Annotated in this window: 23 protein-coding genes and 1 other annotated feature; of the genes, 21 read left to right on the top strand and 2 right to left on the bottom strand. The window is 48.8% G+C overall.

The window, feature by feature from the left end; all coding sequences use genetic code 11:
- Positions 1-84 precede the first annotated feature (84 nt).
- The 5 genes from PLA01S_RS22870 (at position 85) to PLA01S_RS22850 (ending at position 5805) form a co-directional block, all read left to right on the top strand.
- Positions 85-612: a redoxin domain-containing protein gene (locus PLA01S_RS22870; RefSeq protein ID WP_127594168.1), complete on the top strand. Its 528-nt coding sequence runs from the start codon at positions 85-87 to the stop codon at positions 610-612.
- On the top strand, positions 609-2312 hold the full coding sequence (resB, locus tag PLA01S_RS22865; protein WP_127594167.1) for a cytochrome c biogenesis protein ResB: 1704 nt from the start codon (positions 609-611) through the stop codon (positions 2310-2312). Before PLA01S_RS22870 ends, resB begins: the two co-directional genes overlap by 4 nt.
- Positions 2299-3552: a c-type cytochrome biogenesis protein CcsB gene (gene ccsB / locus PLA01S_RS22860; RefSeq protein ID WP_127594166.1), complete on the top strand. Its 1254-nt coding sequence runs from the start codon at positions 2299-2301 to the stop codon at positions 3550-3552. Before resB ends, ccsB begins: the two co-directional genes overlap by 14 nt.
- Positions 3553-3653: 101 nt before the next feature.
- On the top strand, positions 3654-4370 hold the full coding sequence (locus PLA01S_RS22855; protein ID WP_009595176.1) for a response regulator transcription factor: 717 nt from the start codon (positions 3654-3656) through the stop codon (positions 4368-4370).
- Between the two features lies 1 nt (position 4371).
- Positions 4372-5805: an ATP-binding protein gene (locus tag PLA01S_RS22850; RefSeq protein ID WP_127594165.1), complete on the top strand. Its 1434-nt coding sequence runs from the start codon at positions 4372-4374 to the stop codon at positions 5803-5805.
- Between the two features lie 124 nt (positions 5806-5929).
- Here the strand turns inward: PLA01S_RS22850 and serA are convergent, their stop codons facing one another.
- Positions 5930-7522 (bottom strand): phosphoglycerate dehydrogenase, encoded by a 1593-nt coding sequence (gene serA, locus PLA01S_RS22845; RefSeq protein WP_127594164.1) that lies wholly within the window; start codon positions 7520-7522, stop codon positions 5930-5932.
- 192 nt (positions 7523-7714) lie between these two features.
- Positions 7715-7945, bottom strand: a binding site (T-box leader).
- A gap of 226 nt (positions 7946-8171) precedes the next feature.
- On the opposite strand from serA, the gene PLA01S_RS22840 reads away from it, so the two are divergent.
- The 3 genes from PLA01S_RS22840 to PLA01S_RS22830 all read left to right on the top strand — a co-directional run bounded on the left by PLA01S_RS22840 (position 8172) and on the right by PLA01S_RS22830 (position 9983).
- Positions 8172-8771: a CPBP family intramembrane glutamic endopeptidase gene (locus PLA01S_RS22840; RefSeq protein ID WP_127594163.1), complete on the top strand. Its 600-nt coding sequence runs from the start codon at positions 8172-8174 to the stop codon at positions 8769-8771.
- Between the two features lie 139 nt (positions 8772-8910).
- The gene (locus PLA01S_RS32695; RefSeq protein ID WP_246059776.1) at positions 8911-9168 is read left to right on the top strand and encodes a hypothetical protein; all 258 of its coding nucleotides are present in this window, start codon (positions 8911-8913) and stop codon (positions 9166-9168) included.
- Complete coding sequence (locus PLA01S_RS22830; RefSeq protein ID WP_127594161.1) at positions 9165-9983, top strand: metallophosphoesterase; 819 nt, start codon at positions 9165-9167, stop codon at positions 9981-9983. The genes PLA01S_RS32695 and PLA01S_RS22830 overlap by 4 nt, the downstream gene beginning before the upstream one ends.
- 51 nt (positions 9984-10034) lie before the next feature.
- On the opposite strand, the gene PLA01S_RS22825 is transcribed toward PLA01S_RS22830, so the two are convergent.
- Entirely contained in the window at positions 10035-10946 is a 912-nt protein-coding gene (locus PLA01S_RS22825) for a polysaccharide deacetylase family protein (RefSeq protein WP_127594160.1), read from the bottom strand.
- Positions 10947-11039: 93 nt separating this feature from the next.
- Here PLA01S_RS22825 and PLA01S_RS22820 point away from each other — a divergent pair, with 93 nt between their 5' ends.
- The 13 genes from PLA01S_RS22820 to PLA01S_RS22765 all read left to right on the top strand — a co-directional run bounded on the left by PLA01S_RS22820 (position 11040) and on the right by PLA01S_RS22765 (position 21865).
- On the top strand, positions 11040-11414 hold the full coding sequence (locus PLA01S_RS22820) for a hypothetical protein (RefSeq protein ID WP_127594159.1): 375 nt from the start codon (positions 11040-11042) through the stop codon (positions 11412-11414).
- A gap of 202 nt (positions 11415-11616) precedes the next feature.
- On the top strand, positions 11617-12228 hold the full coding sequence (locus PLA01S_RS22815; protein WP_071223917.1) for a genetic competence negative regulator: 612 nt from the start codon (positions 11617-11619) through the stop codon (positions 12226-12228).
- A gap of 57 nt (positions 12229-12285) precedes the next feature.
- Positions 12286-12981 carry a glutamic-type intramembrane protease PrsW gene (gene prsW / locus PLA01S_RS22810; protein WP_076320947.1) on the top strand — a complete coding sequence of 232 codons (696 nt, stop codon included), beginning with the start codon at positions 12286-12288 and terminating at the stop codon, positions 12979-12981.
- Between the two features lie 73 nt (positions 12982-13054).
- Positions 13055-13201: a hypothetical protein gene (locus PLA01S_RS32095; RefSeq protein ID WP_009595221.1), complete on the top strand. Its 147-nt coding sequence runs from the start codon at positions 13055-13057 to the stop codon at positions 13199-13201.
- An 89-nt stretch (positions 13202-13290) separates the two neighbouring features.
- Positions 13291-14640, top strand: a complete 1350-nt coding sequence (ypeB, locus tag PLA01S_RS22805; protein ID WP_127594158.1) for a germination protein YpeB — start codon at positions 13291-13293, stop codon at positions 14638-14640.
- A 198-nt stretch (positions 14641-14838) separates the two neighbouring features.
- Positions 14839-15501, top strand: coding sequence for a flagellar brake protein (locus PLA01S_RS22800; protein ID WP_127594157.1), 663 nt, complete (start codon positions 14839-14841; stop codon positions 15499-15501).
- Between the two features lie 64 nt (positions 15502-15565).
- On the top strand, positions 15566-15853 hold the full coding sequence (locus PLA01S_RS22795) for a DUF5359 family protein (RefSeq protein ID WP_127594156.1): 288 nt from the start codon (positions 15566-15568) through the stop codon (positions 15851-15853).
- 176 nt (positions 15854-16029) lie between these two features.
- A complete protein-coding gene (gene cmk, locus PLA01S_RS22790) occupies positions 16030-16710 on the top strand; it encodes a (d)CMP kinase (RefSeq protein ID WP_100536302.1) in 681 nt (226 codons plus the stop codon).
- Positions 16711-16731: 21 nt separating this feature from the next.
- Positions 16732-17322 (top strand): lysophospholipid acyltransferase family protein, encoded by a 591-nt coding sequence (locus tag PLA01S_RS22785; RefSeq protein WP_127594155.1) that lies wholly within the window; start codon positions 16732-16734, stop codon positions 17320-17322.
- A 120-nt stretch (positions 17323-17442) separates the two neighbouring features.
- The gene (rpsA, locus tag PLA01S_RS22780; RefSeq protein WP_100536304.1) at positions 17443-18660 is read left to right on the top strand and encodes a 30S ribosomal protein S1; all 1218 of its coding nucleotides are present in this window, start codon (positions 17443-17445) and stop codon (positions 18658-18660) included.
- A 211-nt stretch (positions 18661-18871) separates the two neighbouring features.
- Positions 18872-20194, top strand: a complete 1323-nt coding sequence (gene der, locus PLA01S_RS22775; RefSeq protein WP_071223925.1) for a ribosome biogenesis GTPase Der — start codon at positions 18872-18874, stop codon at positions 20192-20194.
- An 11-nt stretch (positions 20195-20205) separates the two neighbouring features.
- Positions 20206-20832, top strand: coding sequence for a glycerol-3-phosphate 1-O-acyltransferase PlsY (plsY, locus tag PLA01S_RS22770; RefSeq protein ID WP_100536305.1), 627 nt, complete (start codon positions 20206-20208; stop codon positions 20830-20832).
- Positions 20825-21865 (top strand): NAD(P)H-dependent glycerol-3-phosphate dehydrogenase, encoded by a 1041-nt coding sequence (locus PLA01S_RS22765; protein WP_127594154.1) that lies wholly within the window; start codon positions 20825-20827, stop codon positions 21863-21865. The genes plsY and PLA01S_RS22765 overlap by 8 nt, the downstream gene beginning before the upstream one ends.
- The last annotated feature ends 16 nt before the right edge of the window (positions 21866-21881 follow it).

Raw genomic sequence — 21881 nt, 5'->3', positions numbered from 1 at the left:
CAAATTTCGTTATAATTGTTCATAGGATGTTCACACCCGTAGTATACGATATGATGAATGTCATAGAAAGGAAGCTGCTGCTTTATGGGCAAATCAAAGAAAAGCGTACAGATTGTGATTCTGCTTGCCATTATCCTGGTCGGAGTGTACGCCGTTGCAACCGTTGTATTCGGCTCTGATGAGGTTCCCAAAGTGGGTCAAAAGGCAGCGGATTTTGAACTTCTAGGCATGGATGGCGGCGTACATACCATGAGTGAATACGAGGGTAAGGCCAGGGTTATTAATTTCTGGGGCACCTACTGTCCGCCATGCGTGCGGGAAATGCCGGCTCTTCAAGCCCAGTGGGAGAAATGGAACAGTCAAGGCGTTGAGATCATCGGAATTAATGTGGGAGAGAACAAAATGACCGTTGAGAATTTTGTTGGTCAAACCGGCGTGAAGTTCCCCATACTGATGGATCCTAAACGGAATGCTGTTGCCAGCTTCGGGGTTGGCCCCATGCCAACCACCTTTTTTGTTACGGCCTCTGGCAAGATTGACCATATTCGTATAGGCGAACTGGATTTGAACACCCTTGATAAACAAATTGAACAGTTGGTGAATGCGAAATGAGTCAAGGTTCCAAGCCTTTGATCCAGAACACGAAGTGTGATTGTGGACACCAGAATCCAACGGGGACGGTCCTCTGCGAGGCTTGCGGCAAGCCGCTGACCGAAGAAGCGGAGGCCCAACCGATTCTGGAAATGCGGTATGACGGGGTTGCTCGTCGCTCACAGAAAGAAAATCCCGGTATTATCGATCGGGTATGGAATTTCTTTTCTTCGGTAAAAGTAGCAATATATCTGATAGTGCTTACGCTGATCGGCTCCTCGCTAGGCACCATCTTTCCGCAGGAAAGCACATTCCTTAACATTGACCCCTCAGTCTATTACAAAGAGGAGTACGGACAGCTGGGGCATATTTATTACTTGCTCGGGCTGTCTCATACATACACGTCATGGTGGTTCGTACTGCTGCTTGTCATGATCGGCGCATCTCTTGTCATTTGCAGTCTTGACCGGGTCCTGCCGCTGTACAAAGCGCTCAGCAGACAGCGGGTTCCGAAGCATATGTCCTTCCTTACCCGCCAGAAGGTGGTATACCAAGGGCATGTTGATGAGGACGGTGCCGACTGGGTTGAACGGGTGAAGCCGATTATTAAGAAGAAGGGCTACCGCGTACGAACGGATGGCGGAACCCTACTGGCAGAGAAGCAGCGGTTCAGCCGCTGGGGCCCCTATGTTCTGCATATCGGCCTGATTATTTTCCTGCTTGCTGTTCTTGGACGGAATCTTCCTGGACTGCATATGGACGAGCACATGGCTTTCCCTCAGGATGAGCCTGTGCATATCAAGAACACCAGTTATTATTTATTGAACGACGGCTTTAAGGTGGAGTTTTATACCGAGGACGATATGCCTGAGGAATTTAAAGGCAAGAATAAAGTACTGCCGAAGGAATTCCAAACCCAGGCGATTCTGTATATGTGCGAGGCCAATTGTGACGATCTCGATAAAGAGCCTCAGCTCGTGGAATTGACACGCCATAACATTGAGGTGAATCATCCACTCAATTACAAAGGGTTAAAAGCTTATCAATTCGATTATGATCTGACCCCGATTCTCCGTACGGTTTCGCCGGTGCTGATAGACAGTAAGAGCGGGAAGGAATACGGCAAAATCACATTGTCGATCGACGATCCTCAAAGAGAGTATCAGGCGGGAGAATATACGTTAACGCTTACACAATCCTTTACCGATTTTGGACTTGGCGATAACGGCAAACCGGTAAACCTGTCACCTAACCCGAATGCGCCTGCATTCTTATTTCTGATTAAGGGACCTGAACTGCCGAAGGAAGGCATTCAATACTTCTACTTCCCTAAGCAGATTGATAAGGAGCGCTTTAATCAGGAAGCGATCAATGCACAGCTGGCGGGTGGGGAAGCGCTCGTACAACTGGATGTGCTGAGCATGGACGATGTGGACTTTTCGGAATCTACGACTTATCTGAATATTCGTGTGGATAAAGCCATGCCGTTCATTTGGATTGGTTGTTTTATCGGTATGATCGGCCTGGTCATGGGCTTTTATTTCACCCATCGCCGGATCTGGCTGCGTATTGATAACGGAACGCTGACACTTGGCGCGCATACGAACAAGAACTGGTTTGGACTTCGCAAGGAGATCTCCGCGATCCTCAAGCAAATGAATATCGAAGTCGATGAAAAGTCATTGGAGAATAACAGGGGGACTAAGCATGAATCTAATTGATTTTAGCGGCGACGCATTTATCGTGGCCTTTACCTTATACTGCGTGGCATTTATCATGTATGCACTTGCCGTCATGGGACGCCGGTTCCGCAAACGCGACCCGGAAGCCCATTTGGCGAAGTGGGGCAAGATCGCGTTTGTTACGACAACGATCGGTTTGATCGGACACTTGCTGTACTTCTTTACAAGATGGGCGGGCTCGGGACACGTGCCGGTCAGCAACATGTATGAGTTTATGTCCTTCTTGTCGATGGCAATCATGATTGCCTTCCTCGTACTTTATTTTATCTACAAAAAATCGCTGCTCGGATTGTTTGCACTGCCGCTGGCAATCCTGATCATGGCCTATGCCGCCGTGTTCCCGCAGCAGGTGCAGCCGCTGATTCCTTCGCTCCAGTCCTATTGGCTGGGTATCCACGTTACGTTGGCGGCGCTGGGCGATGCGTTTTTTGCGGTCGGTTTTATTGCCGGCCTGATGCATCTGCTCCGTACCGTTAACTTTAGCGGAACGGACAAGGGCTCGCGCAAGGAACAGCGCTGGCTTGAGCTCGTCATGTTTGCCATCGTGGTGCTGATCGGATTTATATTGTCGGTATACAGCTTCCGTGCAGGTGGATATCAGGCTGAATTTAACCAGACTTTGGTTGACCCGAAGACAGAAAATAGTACAATAGTAAAAGTGGAATATAACATGCCACCGCTTGTCGCACCATATAAGAGCGAGACGGAGAGCATGCAGTCCTTCTTGGGCATGAAATCTCCACTCATGGAAGCCCCGTCCTGGATGCACGGCGTGAATGCGGGACGGAAGCTGAATACGGTGATATGGTCGCTGATCACGGGGTTGATCCTGTACGGTTTGCTTCGCCTGATCCTTCGCAAACCGCTGGCAAAATTCATTCAGCCAGCACTTAATAGATTGGATCCGGACGATCTGGATGAAATCAGTTATCGAGCCATTGCGATTGGGTTCCCGGTATTTACACTGGGAGGTCTCATATTCGCCATGATTTGGGCAGAAATTGCATGGGGCCGATTCTGGGGCTGGGATCCAAAGGAAGTATGGGCGCTTATTACATGGTTGTTCTACAGCGTGTACCTTCATCTCCGGCTTTCGCGCGGCTGGCAGGGTAAATACTCATCCTGGCTGTCCGTTATCGGCTTTATCGTGGTCATGTTTACGCTGGTCGGCGTCAACTTGATTATCGCGGGCCTGCATTCCTATGCGGGAACCGATTAATTGTCAATAGAATAGCAGTGAATGATCAATCAGAAGGGCCCTTTCTTATTCAAGAGGGCCGCTTCTGATTTTCCCTATAAAAATGAAGGAGTTGGCCGCCAATGTCAGAGCACGGAAATCGTATTCTTGTTGTTGATGATGAAGAACGGATTCGCCGATTGTTAAAAATGTATTTGGAGAAGGAAGGGTATGAAATCGAAGAGGCGGAGGATGGAGAAACCGCTCTTCGCAAAGCAAGCTCGGAAGATTACGGGCTCGTTATTTTGGATGTGATGCTGCCCGGGATGGATGGAGTCGAAGTATGCACGCGTCTCCGTCAGGTGAAGTCTACCCCTATTCTCATGCTGACAGCCAAGGGTGAGGAGATCAATCGCGTACAGGGATTTGAAGTGGGGGCCGACGATTATGTTGTGAAGCCGTTCAGTCCGCGCGAGGTGATTTATCGCGTGAAAGCGATATTGCGCCGATCATCCGCTACGGCCTATTTGAGCAAGGAACCGAACCCAAGCAACAGCATTGTTTTCCCGCATTTGATCATTGAACATGATGCTCACCGCGTGACGGCCGGAGGGCATGAAATCAGCTTGACACCGAAGGAGTATGAGCTTCTGCACTACCTGGCTTCGTCCCCGGACAAAGTATTCTCCCGCGAAGAACTGCTTAAGGACGTATGGAATTATGAATTTTTCGGCGATCTTCGCACAGTCGATACCCATGTGAAGCGGCTGCGCGAGAAGTTAAATAAGGTATCTGCTGAATCCGCAGCGATGATTACGACAGTATGGGGAGTAGGCTACAAGCTGGAGGTACCAAAGTAACGTGAGTTTCTGGAGATCACTCGTCGGCAAGCTGTGGATTACGATAACCTGTTTAGTCGCGTGCGTACTACTGACGCTCGGATTATTTTTGCTCCCCTATATCGATACCACGTTTGCGAATTCGGATGCCATCAAACGTTTATTTACTTATGTGGCCATTATCGGTTTTTCGATGACCACCTTTTTCGGGTTGTTTCTGTTAACGAAGATTACCCAGCCCATGCAGCAGCTCATTGAGGCAGCCAACGACATTCGTAAAGGGAAGTATGGCACTCGGCTAAATCTTGTGACCAGTGATGAGATTGGCGAGCTGGCCAATACGTTCAACCATATGGCAGCAGAGCTGGAAACGAATATCCGCAATTTGAACCATGAGAAGGAGCATCTGTCCAGTGTGCTGAGAAGTATGAGCGACGCGGTGATTACGTTTGATAATCATGGTCAGGTCATTCTGGTGAACCCGCCAGGGCAGGAAATCATGAAAACCTGGAAAGGTCTGCAGTGGGATGATGAGCTGCAGGGCGGAGGCTGGGCGGCCGATGTCATGCCGAAACCGCTCAGTGAGCTTTATTATGCCACCGTGAACGAAGGAAAGGACCAAAGCGCTGACTTGCATGTGAAGCAGGGGATATGGTCAGCCCATATGGCTCCCTTATATTCGGATGATGTGATCCGCGGCGCCGTTGTTGTGTTAAGAGATATTACCGAGCAAGTTACGCTGGAGAAGATGCGTACGGATTTCATCGCCAACGTGTCGCACGAAATCCGTACACCGCTGTCCATGATGCAGGGCTACAGTGAAGCGCTGCTTGACGGGATGGCGGCTTCACCGGAAGAGAGCAGGGAGCTGATACAGGTGATTCATGAGGAATCCCTTCGTATGGGCCGGCTGGTGAAGGATCTGCTTGATTTAACCCGTATGGAAGCGGGGCATGCAGAGTTGTCCCTGCGGGAGATGGATGCAGGTGAATTGTGTGAAAGGGTATACCGGAAGTTCACCGTACGCGCCAAGGAGAGAGATATTGACCTTCAGCTCAACAAACTTCACTCGAATCTTCTGCTCGAAGCGGCGGATGAAGACAAGCTTGAACAGGTGCTGACCAATCTGCTGGACAACGCTTTTCGTCATACGCCTTCAGGCAAGCAGATCCGAATCATTGCAGATCGGATTACCGTATCGAACACAGAGGCTCTCCAGGTAAAGATTAGCGACCAAGGCGTCGGTATTCCGCCTGAAGATCTTCCTTTTGTTTTCGAGCGATTCTACAAGGCCGATAAAGCGCGTGTGCGGGGAGAGACGGTGGGAACCGGCATAGGCCTTGCCATCGTGAAAAATATCGTGACAGCGCATCATGGCACGATTAACGCAACAAGTGAAGTAGGCGAAGGAACGGTGTTTACGATGATTATTCCAACTAAATCGGCAGAATCTTAGGGAATGTCTCCACAAAAGACAAAACACGCTCGAAAGGAGCGTGTTTTTTTGTTGAAATTAAGGGGTTAATCTTGTTCTACGTGGAACAATGATTAACCCCTTATACCTTATAACTGGCCTGAAATTAGCCCAGCGCGATTTGCTGCGCGGTGTTCAGTTCTGACAGCCCGGTAAGCTTGATCAGAACGTCTTTAGGAACGTCTTTGTCCACCGTCAGAAGCATGATGGCTTCACCGCCGATGACTTTACGTCCAACCTGCATGGAGGCGATGTTGACATCGTTCTCGCCGAGCAGGGTTCCGACACGACCGATAATGCCCGGTTTGTCGTTATGGGAGATCAGAATCAGATGACCTTCCGGAGAGATATCGACCGGGAATTTATCCAGACGAACAATTCGTTCGCCGTAACCCAGCAGGAGTGTACCTGCGACAATTCGCTCCAAACCGTTTTGCGTCTTAAGCGTAACGGTAACGAGGTTGGTGAAGTCTTTGGTTTTTGGTGTCTGGGACACAACGACGTGCAGATCACGGCTCTTCGCCAAATGCATGGAGTTTACAATATTCACTTCGCTTCCGAGGTGACGCTCCAGCACACCCTTCACGATGTATCGGGTCAGGGCTTGGGTATCAACTTCAGCCAGCTCGCCTGCATAGTCGACGTGAATCTCCTTCACCGCATGTGCGGTGATCTGAGCGGCCACACTGCCCAATTTCTCGCCGAGCGAGAAGTATGGCTGCAGTTTGTTCATCACGCTAGCCGCTACAAGCGGGAAGTTGACCGCATTCTTAAACGGCTCGTTGCGCAGGATATGAAGCACTTGTTCCGACACATCGATTGCAACGTTCTCCTGAGCCTCAACGGTAGATGCGCCCAAATGCGGGGTCACGATAACCTTGGGATGGTTCAGGAACGGATGATCGCTTTCAGGCGGCTCATGTTCGAATACGTCAAATGCGGCTCCGGCAACAATGCCTTCATCGATCGCTTCCACGAGGGCGCGTTCGTCAATAATGCCGCCACGGGCGCAGTTCACGATGCGCATGCCGCGCTTCATCACTTCGAATTGCGGTCTTGCGATCATATGGCGCGTTTCCGGCGTAAGCGGAGTATGGACCGTAATGAAGTCTGCATTGCGGATAATGTTATCCACCGAGGAAAGCGTTACGCCCAGTTTGTCCGCACGCTCTTCCGTCAGGAACGGATCGAAGGCAAGAATGTTCATGCCAAAAGCCTTGGCGCGTTTAGCCACCTCGCTGCCGATTCGTCCCATTCCCATAACGCCCAGCGTTTTGTTGCGCAGCTCAACGCCGAGGAAGGATTTGCGGTCCCAAGATCCGCCCACAGTTTTGGCATAGGCCTGAGGGATGTGGCGGGCGAGGGCAATCATCATGGCAAACGTATGCTCTGCTGTTGTAATCGTATTACCGTCAGGCGCATTAATAACAACGATCCCGCGCTTCGTAGCAGCTTCAAGATCAATGTTGTCAACGCCAACGCCTGCACGGCCGACAACCTTGAGATTGGTTCCTGCATTCATAATGCGTTCTGTCACACGTGTCTGACTCCGTACGAGGAGCCCGTCGTATTCACCGATAATGGCAGTGAGCTCATCTTCATTAAGCCCGGTTTTTTTGTCTACCTGCACGTCGGCGGCATCCATTAACTGCTGGATCCCCAAATCACTGATCGGATCCGATACCAATACTTTAAACATGGTTTCTCTTCCTCCTTAAAATCCTCTATAAAATGCGGTACTGCAATATTGAATAAGGATTACGCTGGGGCGTATTCCGTTATACACCAAAGATTCCAATAAAGCTGCAAGAGGTCTATACAGGTTTGACGCGGTGTCGTGGCAAAGAGACAGGAACATAAAAAAACTCCCAATCCGCATACTACCTCCGTAGTAAGGGACGAGAGTTATTCGTGGTGCCACCCTTATTCGCTGCCAACTTGCGGCAGCCTCAAGCGGTCTGTTCAGACCATGATTGGTAACGGATATCATCCGATTTGCGCCTACTTCAAGTTTCAGCGAAATATCTCAGGAACGCTCAAGAATACTTTTACGCCACCGATTTACACCCACCATCGGCTCTCTGAGGACGTTACAGCTTCTCTTTTCCATCATCGGTTTTCACAGATTAATTTTTTCATAATGTATCATGGCTCTAACATTGTGTCAATAGGTGTTTATTCTGTCCATAGGCCTTATAGTAGGGGAAGAAACAAGAGATAGCCTTGAATGTCATGCCGTTAATTTGCTATGATGCATATGCCCGCCTATGATTGAATTATTCTAATATTACTGTGGTTGTACACGAAGATAATCTTAAAAATCAAGATGAAAGACAGGCCCATCTTCTATGAAAAAATTTAAAATACGCGTAAAAAGAATCGAAGCCCATCAATTAAACGATCGGCTGCTGCTTATTAATCTGTATCTTACCCAAGGATTGACACTCATTGCAGGTTTGATCTGGATCCTGTTTCAGCAGAGGAATCCGTTTGGGCTCTTTGTCATCCCGAAGAATATCGAGTTTGTTTATTGGGGGCTCGGACTTGCTGCAGCAATGCTGGTCGTGGATTTTATATTATCCCGGTTTGTGTCAGAGGATAGTATGGACGATGGCGGAATCAATGAAATGTTGTTCCGGAAAAGGCCGGTTTGGCATATTTTTGTTATAGCTCTGATCGTATCCATCTGCGAGGAGTTATTGTTTCGAGGAGCTATCCAGCATGCGTTCGGACCATATTGGACAAGTATCTTGTTCGCACTTATTCATGTCAGATATTTAAAACATTGGCTTCCAACTGGGTGGGTTTTCTTAAGCAGTTACGGTCTTGGCTACGTCTATATTCAAACGGGTACCATTTGGGCGCCCATCCTGTGTCATTTTCTGATTGATTTCATATCAGGAATGTTGATTCGGTTTCGGAGGAAAGAGGAACATGAACGAACTTAGCAGAATGCAACGACATCAGAGCCGAAATAAAAGCCGCAAGAACAAGTCAACGGCTCAATCAGAAAAAAGAACGGCAGCGAAGTCGCAACAAGCAGATGAAACGAGGAATCGATCTAAATCGCCACCCTCCACAAGCTCCGTGGAGCAAAAGCACCAGAGCAGCAGTACAGCGGATGGATTGAGCCGTTCCAGATCGACCCGGTCCCGCCAGCGTCAATCAGAGGAGGAAGTGTCCGCTCCTAAACGAACGAATACATATTCCTCTTATCGCGTAAGAATGAGCAAATGGTTTGTGAACTCATTGATCGTCATTTTCATATTGTTAATGGTAGGTCTTCTGTGGTGGGGACTTATCGGAGCGCCTCCATTAAAGGAATTGTTAAAGGAGTTATTATGAGTGTGTTGATGTGGATAGCAGGTGCTGCGGCACTCGGTGCAGGCGCTATCGGCTGGATGAGGGCTGAAGCTAAGGGTTATCGAGTGCGTGAAGAAGAAGTGGTATCCGAAAGTATCCCTCACTCGTTTGACGGGTTTCGGATATTGTTCATCACCGATATACATCGCAGACAATTGTCAGAAGTGAAGCTATTATCCAATCTATCCTCGGTGGACTGCGTACTGCTTGGTGGAGATATTACGGAAAGAGGGGTACCCCTTCAGCGGATGAGGCATAACATGTCGGTGCTGGTCCGTATCGCACCCGTGTATGCCGTCTTGGGGAATCATGATCTGCATGCAGGCAAGGACGCTGTCCGTAAAGTATTGCGGGAGAGCGGCGTCATTCTGCTGAATGACAAAACCGTTACGTTAAAGCGGAGTAACGAGCTTATTGCTCTCAGCGGAGTAAGGCAGCCGGCCAGCCGGAAGCACCCGTACACAAGATTTCGGGGAAATGCAGCCGAAGACCAGTATCACATCATTCTGGTGCATGATCCGATATGGGTCAAAGGCAAGGAAGCAGTAGATGGGGATCTAGTGCTGGCAGGACATACCCATGGGGGACAGATTGTGCTGCCAATTGCCGGAGCCGTTCGTCTGGCGCGCTTTTACAAGAAGTTTAAATCCGGATGGTATACGCTGCCGAGAAAGACGGGCGAAACCCAACCTTCTTCCAGGATGCTGATCAGCCGGGGATTCGGTACCTCCCATATCCCGCTGCGCTTGCAATGTCCCGCAGAATATCATGTGCTTACATTACGCAAAAAACCTTAATTCGATCGTCAAATGGCGACGGCAGAATTAAGGTTTTTGTGTTTTGTCGGATTATCTTATTTTAGGTTCGATTAATTGCGGATCCACAAAGCCATACCCTTTGGCTTCAAGCTTGGTCAGCAAGGTATCAAGGGCCTCTACGGTCCAGGGAAGCTCATGCATCAGAATGTTGCTGCCAGGGTGAAGCTGTTCCAGCACATTGCTGACTACGGCTTCGGGTTTGTTTTTGTTTTTGCTTTCCCAATCCAGCGAACCGTTGGACCAGGTCATGAACAGCAGGTCATGATCCAGGGCAACTTCCTTGACGGTATCTCCGCCTGAGCCAAACGGAGGACGGAAAAACTTCGGTTCCGATCCGGTCGCTTCTTTGACGATTTGCTGTACATCCCCGATCTGTTCCTTTACCTTCTGTTTGCTTTCTTTTTTCAAGTCGATATGATCCCAGGAATGATTCCCAATGATTTGACCGCGGTCATGGATCAGTTTTAACAGCTCTGGATGCTCCTTCGCACGGTATCCATTGACAAAGAAAATCGCTTTGGCATCATGTTTGTCCAGCGTATCGATCATTTGGTTGATCATCGTTTCATCCTTAGGGCCGTCATCAAACGTGAGCAGCACGACTTTTTCTGGTACGGAATCATCATTGGGAACGATGCGATACACCTTATTCATGTGATATTTCGGTTCAGACGGTGCCTCGGTGTCAGGACTCTTGACAGCTTCATCTGATGGGTCCGCGGATTTATCCACGTCAGGCTCAGCTTCAGGTTTGTCCGTTTCGGTTGCCATGTCGGCACCTTCTTTCGGAGTGGACACCTGACCGGAGGTTTCATTTTGCTGCGCTGCCCTGTCATTACCGACTTCCGTGGCCGTGCTTTGCTTCTGAGCCGCGCCGTTGCTGCCGCATGCGCTGAGCATAAGGCAGAAAGCCAGCAGAAGTACTGTTCGTGTTCTAACCATGATTCCATCTCACTTTCCTGTATTTATGTAGCATGAGTTCTTGGCGGTGCGAGAACAATAATCTCGAGTTTATCATAGAAGGAGGTATCATTTGTGAAGACTTCGTCATTTCTATATGGTGTCATTATCGGTGCCGTTGCATGCCGGATGATTTCCCGTAACAACAGCAGGTTCTTCTCCTCAATGATGAAAGATGCGAATCTAGGCCGATTCGCGGATACCGCGATGAGTAAAATTCAGGGCACAAAGAGCCAGCAATATTCTGGCTTCAGCCAAGAAAGCGTGTCTCCCAGTTCAGGCCGACATGATTCCACTCATTCCAATGGAACTGCAGGGGTACAGACATCGACTCATTCGAAGGCTGCCAACCTGAAACAAGTCAAGGATTTCATCCGAAACAACCCTGATGTCAAAAACGAAGTCGAACAGATTTTGAAAGAGACCCATACCGTCATACCGGGTTTGTAAACGGCATGAACCATTTTGAATCATTCTCGGGGAGCGGCCACACGATTCCCTGTGAATGATTCTTTTTTCTTTAGCTACATATTTACGTGCATTTGTGGTTATTAAATGATAAAATCAATTATATAAAACCATTTTTATCACGTCATAATCCAGACATCATAATTTGTTATAAACTTTTGTTTTACGTAAGGAGGATCCTGTCATGAAAATAGAGCGTTTGAGTCAAGATAAGATACGGATTTTCCTCACGTTTGACGATCTGAGTGAGCGAGGGATCCAGAAGGAAGAGATGTGGCAGGAAATACCGAAAGTTTATGACCTGTTTACGGAGATGATGGATCAGGCATACAGTGAACTCGGATTTGATGCCACCGGACCTCTTGCCGTTGAGGTGTTTGCACTGCCTGCCCAGGGCATGGTGGTTATTGTGACGAGAGGGAAATACGATCATCATTTCGGCGGCTTATCCGAAGAAGATATGCCGGACGAGATTTATGAAATGGAAGTAACGCTGGATCAAAGTGATACGATCGTCTATGTTTTTCAGGATTTTGAAGTGCTCATTGAAGCATCGCATATGTTGAAGGACCTTGTAGGCGGAGCGGGTAAGCTCTATCACTATATGGATAAATGGTTTTTATACTTCGATCCTGAGGAATTGGATAGCGAGAAGCTGCCGGCGGTTATTGCGATGCTGGCTGAATTCGGTGAATCCTCTTCAGTAACCGAGGCGATGCTGGAGGAATACGGGAAGAAAGTCATGCCTCAGCAAGCAGTTGAGGTTATCTGTACACACTTCCAGCGTCAGCATTAATGAAGGTGGGCGTGCGTGCCGGACTTCAGGCCCGCAACTAACGGAAGGGGAATTTTAGTGCTGGTGTTCTCGGTAATTGCGTCAGCTTTGGCGCCGGGACTCGCATTGCTCACGTATTTTTACCTGAAAGATAGGTATGATCAAGAGCCCCTGCACATGGTGATCAAGGTGTTCATGTTAGGGGTTCTGATCGTTTTCCCGGTTATGATTCTGCAGCGGGGAATGATACTATGGCTTGGCGACAATCCGGTAGTCAACTCATTGTTCGTTTCGGCGGGCGTTGAGGAATTTCTGAAATGGTTCGTAATGTATCATATCATTTTTAACCATACGGAATTTGACGAGCCTTATGACGGCATCCTTTATGCAGTGGCGATATCGCTGGGATTTGCTACGGTAGAGAATTTGCTTTACGCCTGGTACAGCCAGGCAGCCTTTGGTCCGATGTTCTTAAGAGCACTGCTGCCCGTTTCGGGACACGCGATGTTTGGCGTGATCATGGGATACTACATGGGACATGCGAGGTTCACGGAAGGGAAACGAAGAAGATTCTTCCTCGTTCTATCCTTGTTCCTGCCTTGGATGTGGCATGGTCTGTACGACCTGATTCTGAACCTGCTGACCCACACATGGGTATGGTTCATCGTACCGCTTATGGTTCTGCTGTGGTATGGCGGCATGGGCAAAATCTCTAGAGCTAACAACCGTTCTCCTTTTCGTTTCATTAAGCGGGAGGAAGAGGTTAACACTTAACAAATCAGGGCACACTTCATTCTATAGACCTCGGCTGACAGCCAGGGAATCATAGAAAGGGAGGTGTCTTTTTTTGCGTGTAAAAGTGAAAATTCTTTGCAAAGATTGCGGTGAACGTTTTGTGCTGCGAGGAAAAAAGGAGCAGGGCCGGATTGAAACCGGATTTAAGCAGTGTCTGTGCAACAATCGCGATCACTTCGATATTGAGGAAGATTTCTAAGGGATGAAGGAATTATACAGAGATGCATAAGACTTCTTTCTTCTAGTCAAACTAACGGCAGTGAGTAGAAGAAAGGAGACTATCGCATCATGTACAAACGATTAAGCGCTATTCTGTTTCCTGTGGCCACAATTTTATTGATCGGGGCTCTGGTATGGGGTTATCAAGAGAATAAAGAGAAAAACGCCATATTGATTAATGCCGAGAACCAATACCAACGTGCATTCCATGACTTGTCATACAATATGGACAGGATTCATGCCGAGCTCGGCAACACACTTGCGGTAAGCTCTACCTCCCAAGGGATGCACCGGAAGGGCTTGATGAATGTATGGCGCCTAACCAGCGAGGCTCAAAATGAGATCAGCCAGCTGCCGCTTACGCTCCTTCCCTTCAACAAGACCGAAGAGTTCCTTTCCCGAATTTCTAATTTTGCTTACAAAACAGGTGTACGTGATTTAACGAAGGAGCCGCTCAGTGAGGGTGAAGTCAAAACGTTGAAATCCCTGTACACCAACTCCGGCGAAATTACGAAGGACTTGCAGCATGTGCAGAACAAGGTTATCGCAAACAGCTTGCGCTGGATGGATGTAGAGACGGCCCTGGCAACGAATAAAGTCGAAGACAATTCCATTATTGACGGCTTCAAAACGGTGGACAAAAAGGTGGAGTCCTACCCTGAGCTTGACTGGGGACCATCGGTAAGCAGCATTTATGACCGCCGTTCCGTGAAGCAATTGGCAGGCATGCCGATATCGGAAGAGGATGTGAAACGCAAAGCACTGAAGTTCTCGGATGTGGGCAATAATGCCAAAGTACAAGTGACGAAGAACGGAAGCGGCACCGAGTGGGTATCTTATACAGCGAAGGTACAACATCCGAATGGGCATATGCTCAGCATGGACTTTACCGAAAAAGGCGGCCAGCTGATTTCCTATACGGATGAGCGAAATGTTGGCGCCAAGCAAGCGTCCGTTCAGGCTGCAATCGACAAAGCCCAGCAATTCCTGACGAAAAAAGGCTACTCCGACATGACCGTTGTTTCAGCTGACCAATATGACAACCTGGCCAACTTTTCCTTTGTCCGTGAAGAGGACGGTGTGCTGATTTATCCTGAGAAAATCACCGTTCGTTCGGCTATGGACAATGGGGATGTCATTGGATTCCAGGCCAGCGACTTTGTGTATGAGCATCAGATCAAGCGAGAAATCCCGCAGCCCAAAATTAGTCTTGCCGAAGCGGAGAAGGTCTTGAATCCTGAGTTCAAGGTGCTCTATCACCGTAAAGCCTTAATCAAAAACGACCGTTCCGAGGATGTCCTGTGTTATGAGTTTGGCGGGCGAATCAACGGGGCTCAGTATCGGATTTACATTAATTCGGATACCGGCCTTGAGGAGACGGTTGAGGTTGTAAAGGATGCGCAGGCAGGAATCAAATAATCGAAGATTGCGTGATTCAAGCCGGTTCAGGAGCTTTCCTGAATCGGCTTTTTGTTTGGATGAAGGAGTTGAAGCAACCGGGACCGTTCCATGTTTCCCAAGGATAGGACATGAATCGACCTTGATTTTGAAGATTTTGTCCTATGGGCCGTGGCATCCCATGATATAATGGGAAATAAGATTATGATGAATTAGTGGGTGAGCGCATTGTATCCAAAGATTAACGATGTCCTCTATATCCAATTGGATACGGGGGATGAGAAGGAAGCCAATATTGTATATAAATCCCGCGTTTCAGACATGGATGACGAATCGATGTATATGGAGGTTCCGCTGCAGGAAGGGACGGGCAAGCTGAAAAAGCTGTACATTGGGGACGAGCTGTCCGCTTACTTTTTGACGGAAGGCGGAGTCAAGAATTTCTTCAATTCCTACGTCCTGAGTCACCATGAGGATATTATCCGTCTGGTTCGCATCAAGAAGCCGGAGCAGGATCAAATTACGAAGGTGCAGAGAAGGAGCTTCCTGAGGGTGCAAGCCGAGCTCGAGGTAGCAGTCATGACCAATGACGGCACCCAGTTTTTAGCCAAAACCGATGATGTCGGCGGCGGCGGCGTATCCTTTCATCTGCAGCCGGATCAAACGATTGCGGAAGGAAGTATATTAACTTGCTGGATACTCATCCCGTTTAAGAACGGATCCGTGGAGCATGTCCCGTTTGAAGGCGAGGTTGTAAGGGTGAAGCAGGTGCCTACCAATCGAAGCATCGTTATGCTGAAGTTTAATCAGATCGCAGATATGGAACGGCAGAAGCTGATTCGTTTTTGTTTTGAGAGACAGTTTGATTTTCGCAATCGTTAATGCATAAAAAGGACAGGCCGGTGGAACACTATCCGAAAATTTTGTCCCGGAGGGACTGCCTGCCATGTCAAAAATAGTAAACGATCAAGATCAGCTGCTCAAAAAAACAAGACTGGAAGTTAAGCATGAGGAGAAGGGACAAGCCCTGCATGACCGCTATGGAAAAGTGCTGCTTAAGCTGCTGATCTGGCTTGTGCTTGCCCTGGTGATTTTCCAGCTGCTATTGCATTATGAGCCCAGCCGGCCCTATATTTCGCCCATTCAGCAGATGGAGGGTGTTCCCGTTAACGAGCCAAATGTAAACGATTGGATGGGGGAAAACACCCCTTCTCTTTTGCATCACTCTAGCTAGTGTGGTATAATTTTCACGTCGCAGGCGGGCGCCTGCTTTTTTCTTGAAATATAAGATTGTGCCTTTGTTTCATTCGCGCAATCTTGTATATTTTCACTAGAGAAACGGTGATTCCGTCCGTAAGGGATGGTAAGCCCTTTCGATTTCGAGGTATATGTTTGAGGAGGAATGCCCCGTTGGTTACGCAGGGGACAGGTTATCGCGACAGAATTAATATTGCCATCGACGGTCCGGCAGGCGCGGGAAAAAGCACCGTAGCGCGTATGGTAGCCAGCAGGCTGCAGTACATCTACGTGGATACCGGAGCCATGTACAGGGCAGTCACCTGGTTCATGCTGAACCAAGGGATTTCTCCAGAAAATCCCGAAAAAGTGCTTCAACATGCACAAAACATGGTGATTGAATTAAAACCGCATGAAAATGGTCAAATGGTCTGGCTGAACGGGGAAGATGTTACACCCTATATTCGTTCACATCAGGTTAGTGCAGTGGTATCCCAATATGCACGAATCGAGGGTTTGCGGATAAAGCTTGTCCGTTTACAGCAGCAAATGGCACAGGACAAGGGCGTTGTCATGGATGGACGTGACATCGGCACGACGGTGTTGCCGGATGCTGAGGTGAAGATTTTCATGACGGCCAGTGTCAAGGAACGTGCTCTCCGCCGCTTCAATGAGTTGAGTGATGAAGGCATATCGCTGGAACAACTGGAAAGAGATATCGCAGAACGTGACAGGCTTGACCAGGAACGTGAAGTGTCGCCGCTCCGATGCGCAGAGGATGCCATCATACTGGATACGACACATATGGATATCAACCAGGTTGTGGAAGCAATTCTTTCATATTGCGAAACTTAAGTGGGATGGGGAGAAATGGGCATGATTTATGTTTTTTGCAGAGCGGTGGTCCGCGGTTTGTTCGCTATTCTCTACAGATTCGAATCTGTCGGCGTACATAACATACCTTCAGAAGGCGGCGTGCTAATCTGTAGCAATCATATTAGCATTCGAGATCCGATATCTGTGGGCATTCACGTCAAGCGCCAGGTTAAGTTCATGGCCAAAGCGGAACTGTTCAACATTCCGGTGTTCGGATGGCTGGTTCGTCAGCTTGGAGCATTTCCGGTCAAGCGCGGCGGAGTAAGTAAAGATTCGATCAAAACCGCCCTCACGATATTGCGCACGGGTGAGATCATGGGTATCTTTCCTGAGGGGACGCGCAATTCCGATTCAACCGCGGCAAAACGAGGTGCGGCAAGCTTCGCTCTCCGCAGCGGGGCGACGGTCATACCGGCTGCCATCATTGGAGATTACAAGCTTTTTCGCAAAGTGAAGATCATCTATGGTGCACCTGTGGACCTATCCCGGTTTGAAGGTGACAAGTCACCGGAAGCTCTGGATGCGGCAACCGAATTGATCATGGCAAAAATTCACGAAATGCGCGCAAGCGGCAAGCCAACCGTGAACTGATTTATTCGCTCCATGCATAAAAAGCATGGGAAGATTGGAAAGATACTACAGCAATTATGTTTTGAACTTCGCCAATGCGAGTTTAAATAAATGGGGTTTGAATTGAGGAGGTTATTTGACATGTCGGAAGAAACAAGAAATCAAGAGGCTGCTGAAAACCAAGAGCAGATGGACCAAATCGTATCCTTGAAAAAAGGGGACACCGTGAAAGGGACGATCGTCAAACTGGAGGACAACCAAGCTTACGTAAGCATTGGATATAAATATGACGGCGTAATTCCTGTTCGCGAACTGTCTTCTGTACAACTTGATAATGCATCTGATGCGGTTCAGGTTGGCCAAGAGGTAGAATGCAAAGTCGTTAGCATTAACGACGACAAGGAAAGCCTGGTTCTTTCCAAGCGCGCGATCGACACTGAGAATTCATGGGAAGAGCTTGAGAAGCATTTTGCGGATCAAGACGTATTCGAAGTAACGGTGGCTGACGTGGTGAAAGGCGGACTCGTAGCCGATGTTGGTGCACGCGGATTTATTCCTGCATCCATGGTAGAGCGTCATTTCGTTGAAGACTTCAGCGACTATAAAGGCCGCACGCTTCGCGTGAAAGTAAAGGAACTGGACCGCGAGAACAACAAAGTAATTCTTTCCCAGAAGGATGTTCTGGAAGAAGAGTTCGAAGCAAACAAACTTAAAGTGATGTCCGAGCTTCAAGACGGCCAAGTGCTGGAAGGTACAGTTCAACGCCTTACGCAATTCGGAGCATTTGTTGATGTTGGCGGCGTAGACGGATTGGTTCACGTATCCGAAATCGCTTGGAGCCACGTCGACAAGCCTGCCGATGTATTGTCCGAAGGTGATCAAGTGCGTGTGAAGGTACTGAAGGTGGATCCTGAAAAGGGCAAAATCAGCCTTAGTATCAAAGCAGCCGCTCCGGGTCCTTGGGAAACAGCTGGCGAGCAATTCAACACAGGCGACATCGTAACAGGCGTTGTTAAACGTCTGGTTACGTTCGGGGCATTTGTTGAACTGGCACCAGGTGTTGAAGGTTTGGTTCATATCTCCCAAATCTCCCACAAGCATATCGGTACACCGCAAGAAGTATTGAAAGAAGGCCAAGAAGTTCAGGTTAAAGTGCTTGATATCAACACTTCCGAGCAACGTATCAGCCTGAGCATCAAAGAAACGGAAGAAGCGCCAGCTCAAGCTCCGCGAGCTGAAAAACCGTCCAAAGGTCCTAAAATCGACCTGAAAGACAATCCGAACGTTTCTTTGAACAATCAAGGCATGAGCGTTACGCTTGGAGAGCGTTTCGGCGATAAGCTGAGCAAATTCAAGTAAGCCCGGGAACAGTTTTGTTCGGTCTATTGACCTATCATAACGAAGTCGGCGAACCCAGAAACCTGGGTTCGCCATTTGTTTTTTTAGGGGACGAACGTTTACGGATGTTGTAACATGGGGTAGAGCATAATAGAAATGCAGATGAAAGGTTAGCCAATTGTAACGTTTTTTGCTATGATGATAATCGTAAGAATTGACAGGAGGAGTGACTATGGCAAGACCCGTAGTGGCTATCGTCGGACGGCCAAACGTCGGTAAATCCACCATATTTAACCGATTGATTGGCGACAGATTAGCCATCGTTGAAGATAAACCGGGTATTACCCGTGACCGGATTTACGGTAGTGCCGAATGGAACGGTAAAGCGTTCAGTGTCATCGATACCGGAGGTATCGAAATCGATGGCGATGACATGATATTGAAATCGATACGCATGCAAGCCGAGCTTGCAATTGAAGAAGCGGATGTCATCGTATTTATGTGCGATGCGAAGACAGGGGTTACCCAATCGGACGAGGAAGTTGCACAGATTCTGTTCCGATCAGGTAAACCTGTCATACTCAGCGTAAACAAAGTGGATAATTTGAAGCGCGTGGATGATATCTATGAGTTCTATTCCCTCGGATTTGGCGATCCTGTCGGGATATCGGGAAGTCACGGCACAGGGATCGGCGACCTGCTGGACGTTGTGGTCGAGAACCTGCCGGAACTGGAAGACGACGGATATGACGAGGATGTTATTCGAGTTGCCCTGATTGGCAGACCGAATGTGGGCAAGTCCTCTCTCGTTAATGCCATTTTGGGAGAAGAGCGCGTCATTGTCAGTGACGTTGCGGGTACTACGCGCGATGCTATTGACACGCCGTTCGAGAAGGATGGGCAGCGGTATGTGCTCATCGATACAGCGGGCATGCGCAAACGTGGGAAAGTATATGAGACCACGGAGAAATACAGCGTCATGCGGGCCATGCGTGCTATCGAGCGCGCGGATGTCGTTCTCGTACTGATCAACGGGGAAGAAGGCATCATCGAGCAGGACAAGCATATTGCCGGTTATGCCTATGAGGCCGGTAAAGCGTCTTTGTTCGTCGTCAACAAATGGGATATGGTCGAGAAGGATGACAAAACGATGCAGCAGTTCGAGAAAAAGATCCGCGATCATTTCTTGTTCATGACCTATGCGCCGGTTGTTTTCCTGTCGGCCAAAACAAAGCAGCGTTTGCAGAAGCTGCTCCCTGTCGTTAAGCATGTGGCTGATCAGCATTCACTGCGCGTGCAGACGCATCTCCTTAACGATGTCATCTCCGATGCGATTGCCATCAATCCGCCTCCAACGGATAAGGGAAGAAGATTGCGTATTAACTACTCAACACAGGTCGCGGTCAAGCCGCCGACCATGGTCGTATTTGTCAACGATCCGGAATTGATGCACTTCTCATATGAGCGTTACCTTGAGAACAAGATTCGGGCCGCGTTTGACTTTGAAGGTACACCCATCAGGATATTTACTCGAAGAAAGTCTGATGAGAGTTAGGGGAGAATAGTTTGATTTTGGAGATCGTAGCGATAGTAGTGTGTTATTTACTCGGTTCGGTAAGCTTCAGCGTGCTGCTTGCCAAAATCCTGAAAGGGATTGACATTCGTCAGCATGGCAGCGGCAACGCCGGGGCAACCAATACCCTTCGCGTCCTGGGAAAGGGACCTGCCATACTTGTATTGGCTTTGGATGTAATTAAGGGCATCGCTGCGGTTTGGATCGGACGATGGCTCGGGGGAGACAATGCGTGGCTGCCGGGATTGTGCGGTATTGCGGCCATTATCGGTCATAATTGGCCTCTTTACTTCCGCTTTCGAGGCGGCAAAGGGATTGCAACAGCCATTGGGGTGCTTGCTACGCTTTGCTTTATACCAGCGTTTATAGCAGGCATTATCGCCATTCTATCCATTGTTTTTACCCGTTATGTATCTTTGGGTTCCCTTATTTTTGTAGTGCTTACCCCTGTTTTTCTATTGATCGCGGATTATTCGTGGCCAATCTTTTGGACGAGCTTGATCATATGCATATTCGCCTTCTGGCGGCATCGCTCGAACATCGTGAAGCTTGTGCAGGGGCGTGAAAACAAGCTGGGTTCTGGAAAAGGAAAGGACAAAGGAGGGAAGCGCGTTGTCTGACAAAGTCGCTGTTCTGGTGGCAGGCAGTTGGGGAACCGCTTTGGCAAGTGTTCTCGCTTCAAATGATCTGGAGGTTGTCGTCTGGACAAGAACGGAGGAACAGACTCGTGAAATCAACGAGTCGCATACCAATAACCGTTATTTACCCGGGGTGGAGTTATCACCGAATATTCGGGCTACAACCGATATGAAAGAGGCTGTCTCATCGGCTGTTGCTGTAGTTATCGTTGCACCTTCGTCCGCGATGCGGGAAGTGACGGGGCAGCTGAAGCAGTTTTGGACCGAGGACATGCTAGTGATTCATGCGACCAAAGGATTCGAAACTGAATCCTTGAAGCGGATGTCCACCGTCATATCCGAGGAGCTTGGCTGTGAGGAAGGCCGCGTGGTGGTATTATCAGGACCAAGCCATGCGGAGGAAGTGGTCAGACGCTGCCCTACAACGGTCGTAGTGGCGTCTTTGAATGCCGAGGCGGCTGTAGCCGCTCAAGATTTGTTCATGAACACGTATTTCAGAGTGTACACGAATCGGGATATGATCGGTGTTGAACTGGCCGGGGCCCTGAAGAATATAATCGCTTTGGGCGCCGGGATGTCCGACGGGCTGGGCTTCGGTGACAACGCCAAGGCAGCGCTTATCACGAGAGGTTTGGCAGAAATTTTGCGAATCGGCATGGAAATGGGCGCGAATCCAATGACGTTTGCCGGGCTTGCTGGAATCGGTGACCTCGTGGTTACCGCCACCAGCCAGCACAGCCGAAACTGGCGGGCTGGTTCGATGCTTGGTCAGGGTAAGAAGTTAGATGAGGTTCTGGGTTCCATGGGTATGGTTGTGGAAGGAATACGCACGACCAAAGCCGCACATGCCATCTCCGAGAAATACGGCGTACAGATGCCGATTGCTGACCAGCTGTATCACGTGTTGTTTAAAGACCGGAATCCCCGCATCGCCGTGGAAGCCTTGATGGGGCGGGATCCCAAGACAGAGATGGAAATGATGCCGCTTGAAACATGGGAGCAATGGCACACCTAGCTTATTCACCATTCCG

It is taken from the genome of Paenibacillus lautus NBRC 15380, assembly GCF_004000945.1.
GTDB lineage: Bacteria > Bacillota > Bacilli > Paenibacillales > Paenibacillaceae > Paenibacillus_AQ > Paenibacillus_AQ lautus.
This window is presented reverse-complemented; position numbering and strand designations above follow the sequence as displayed.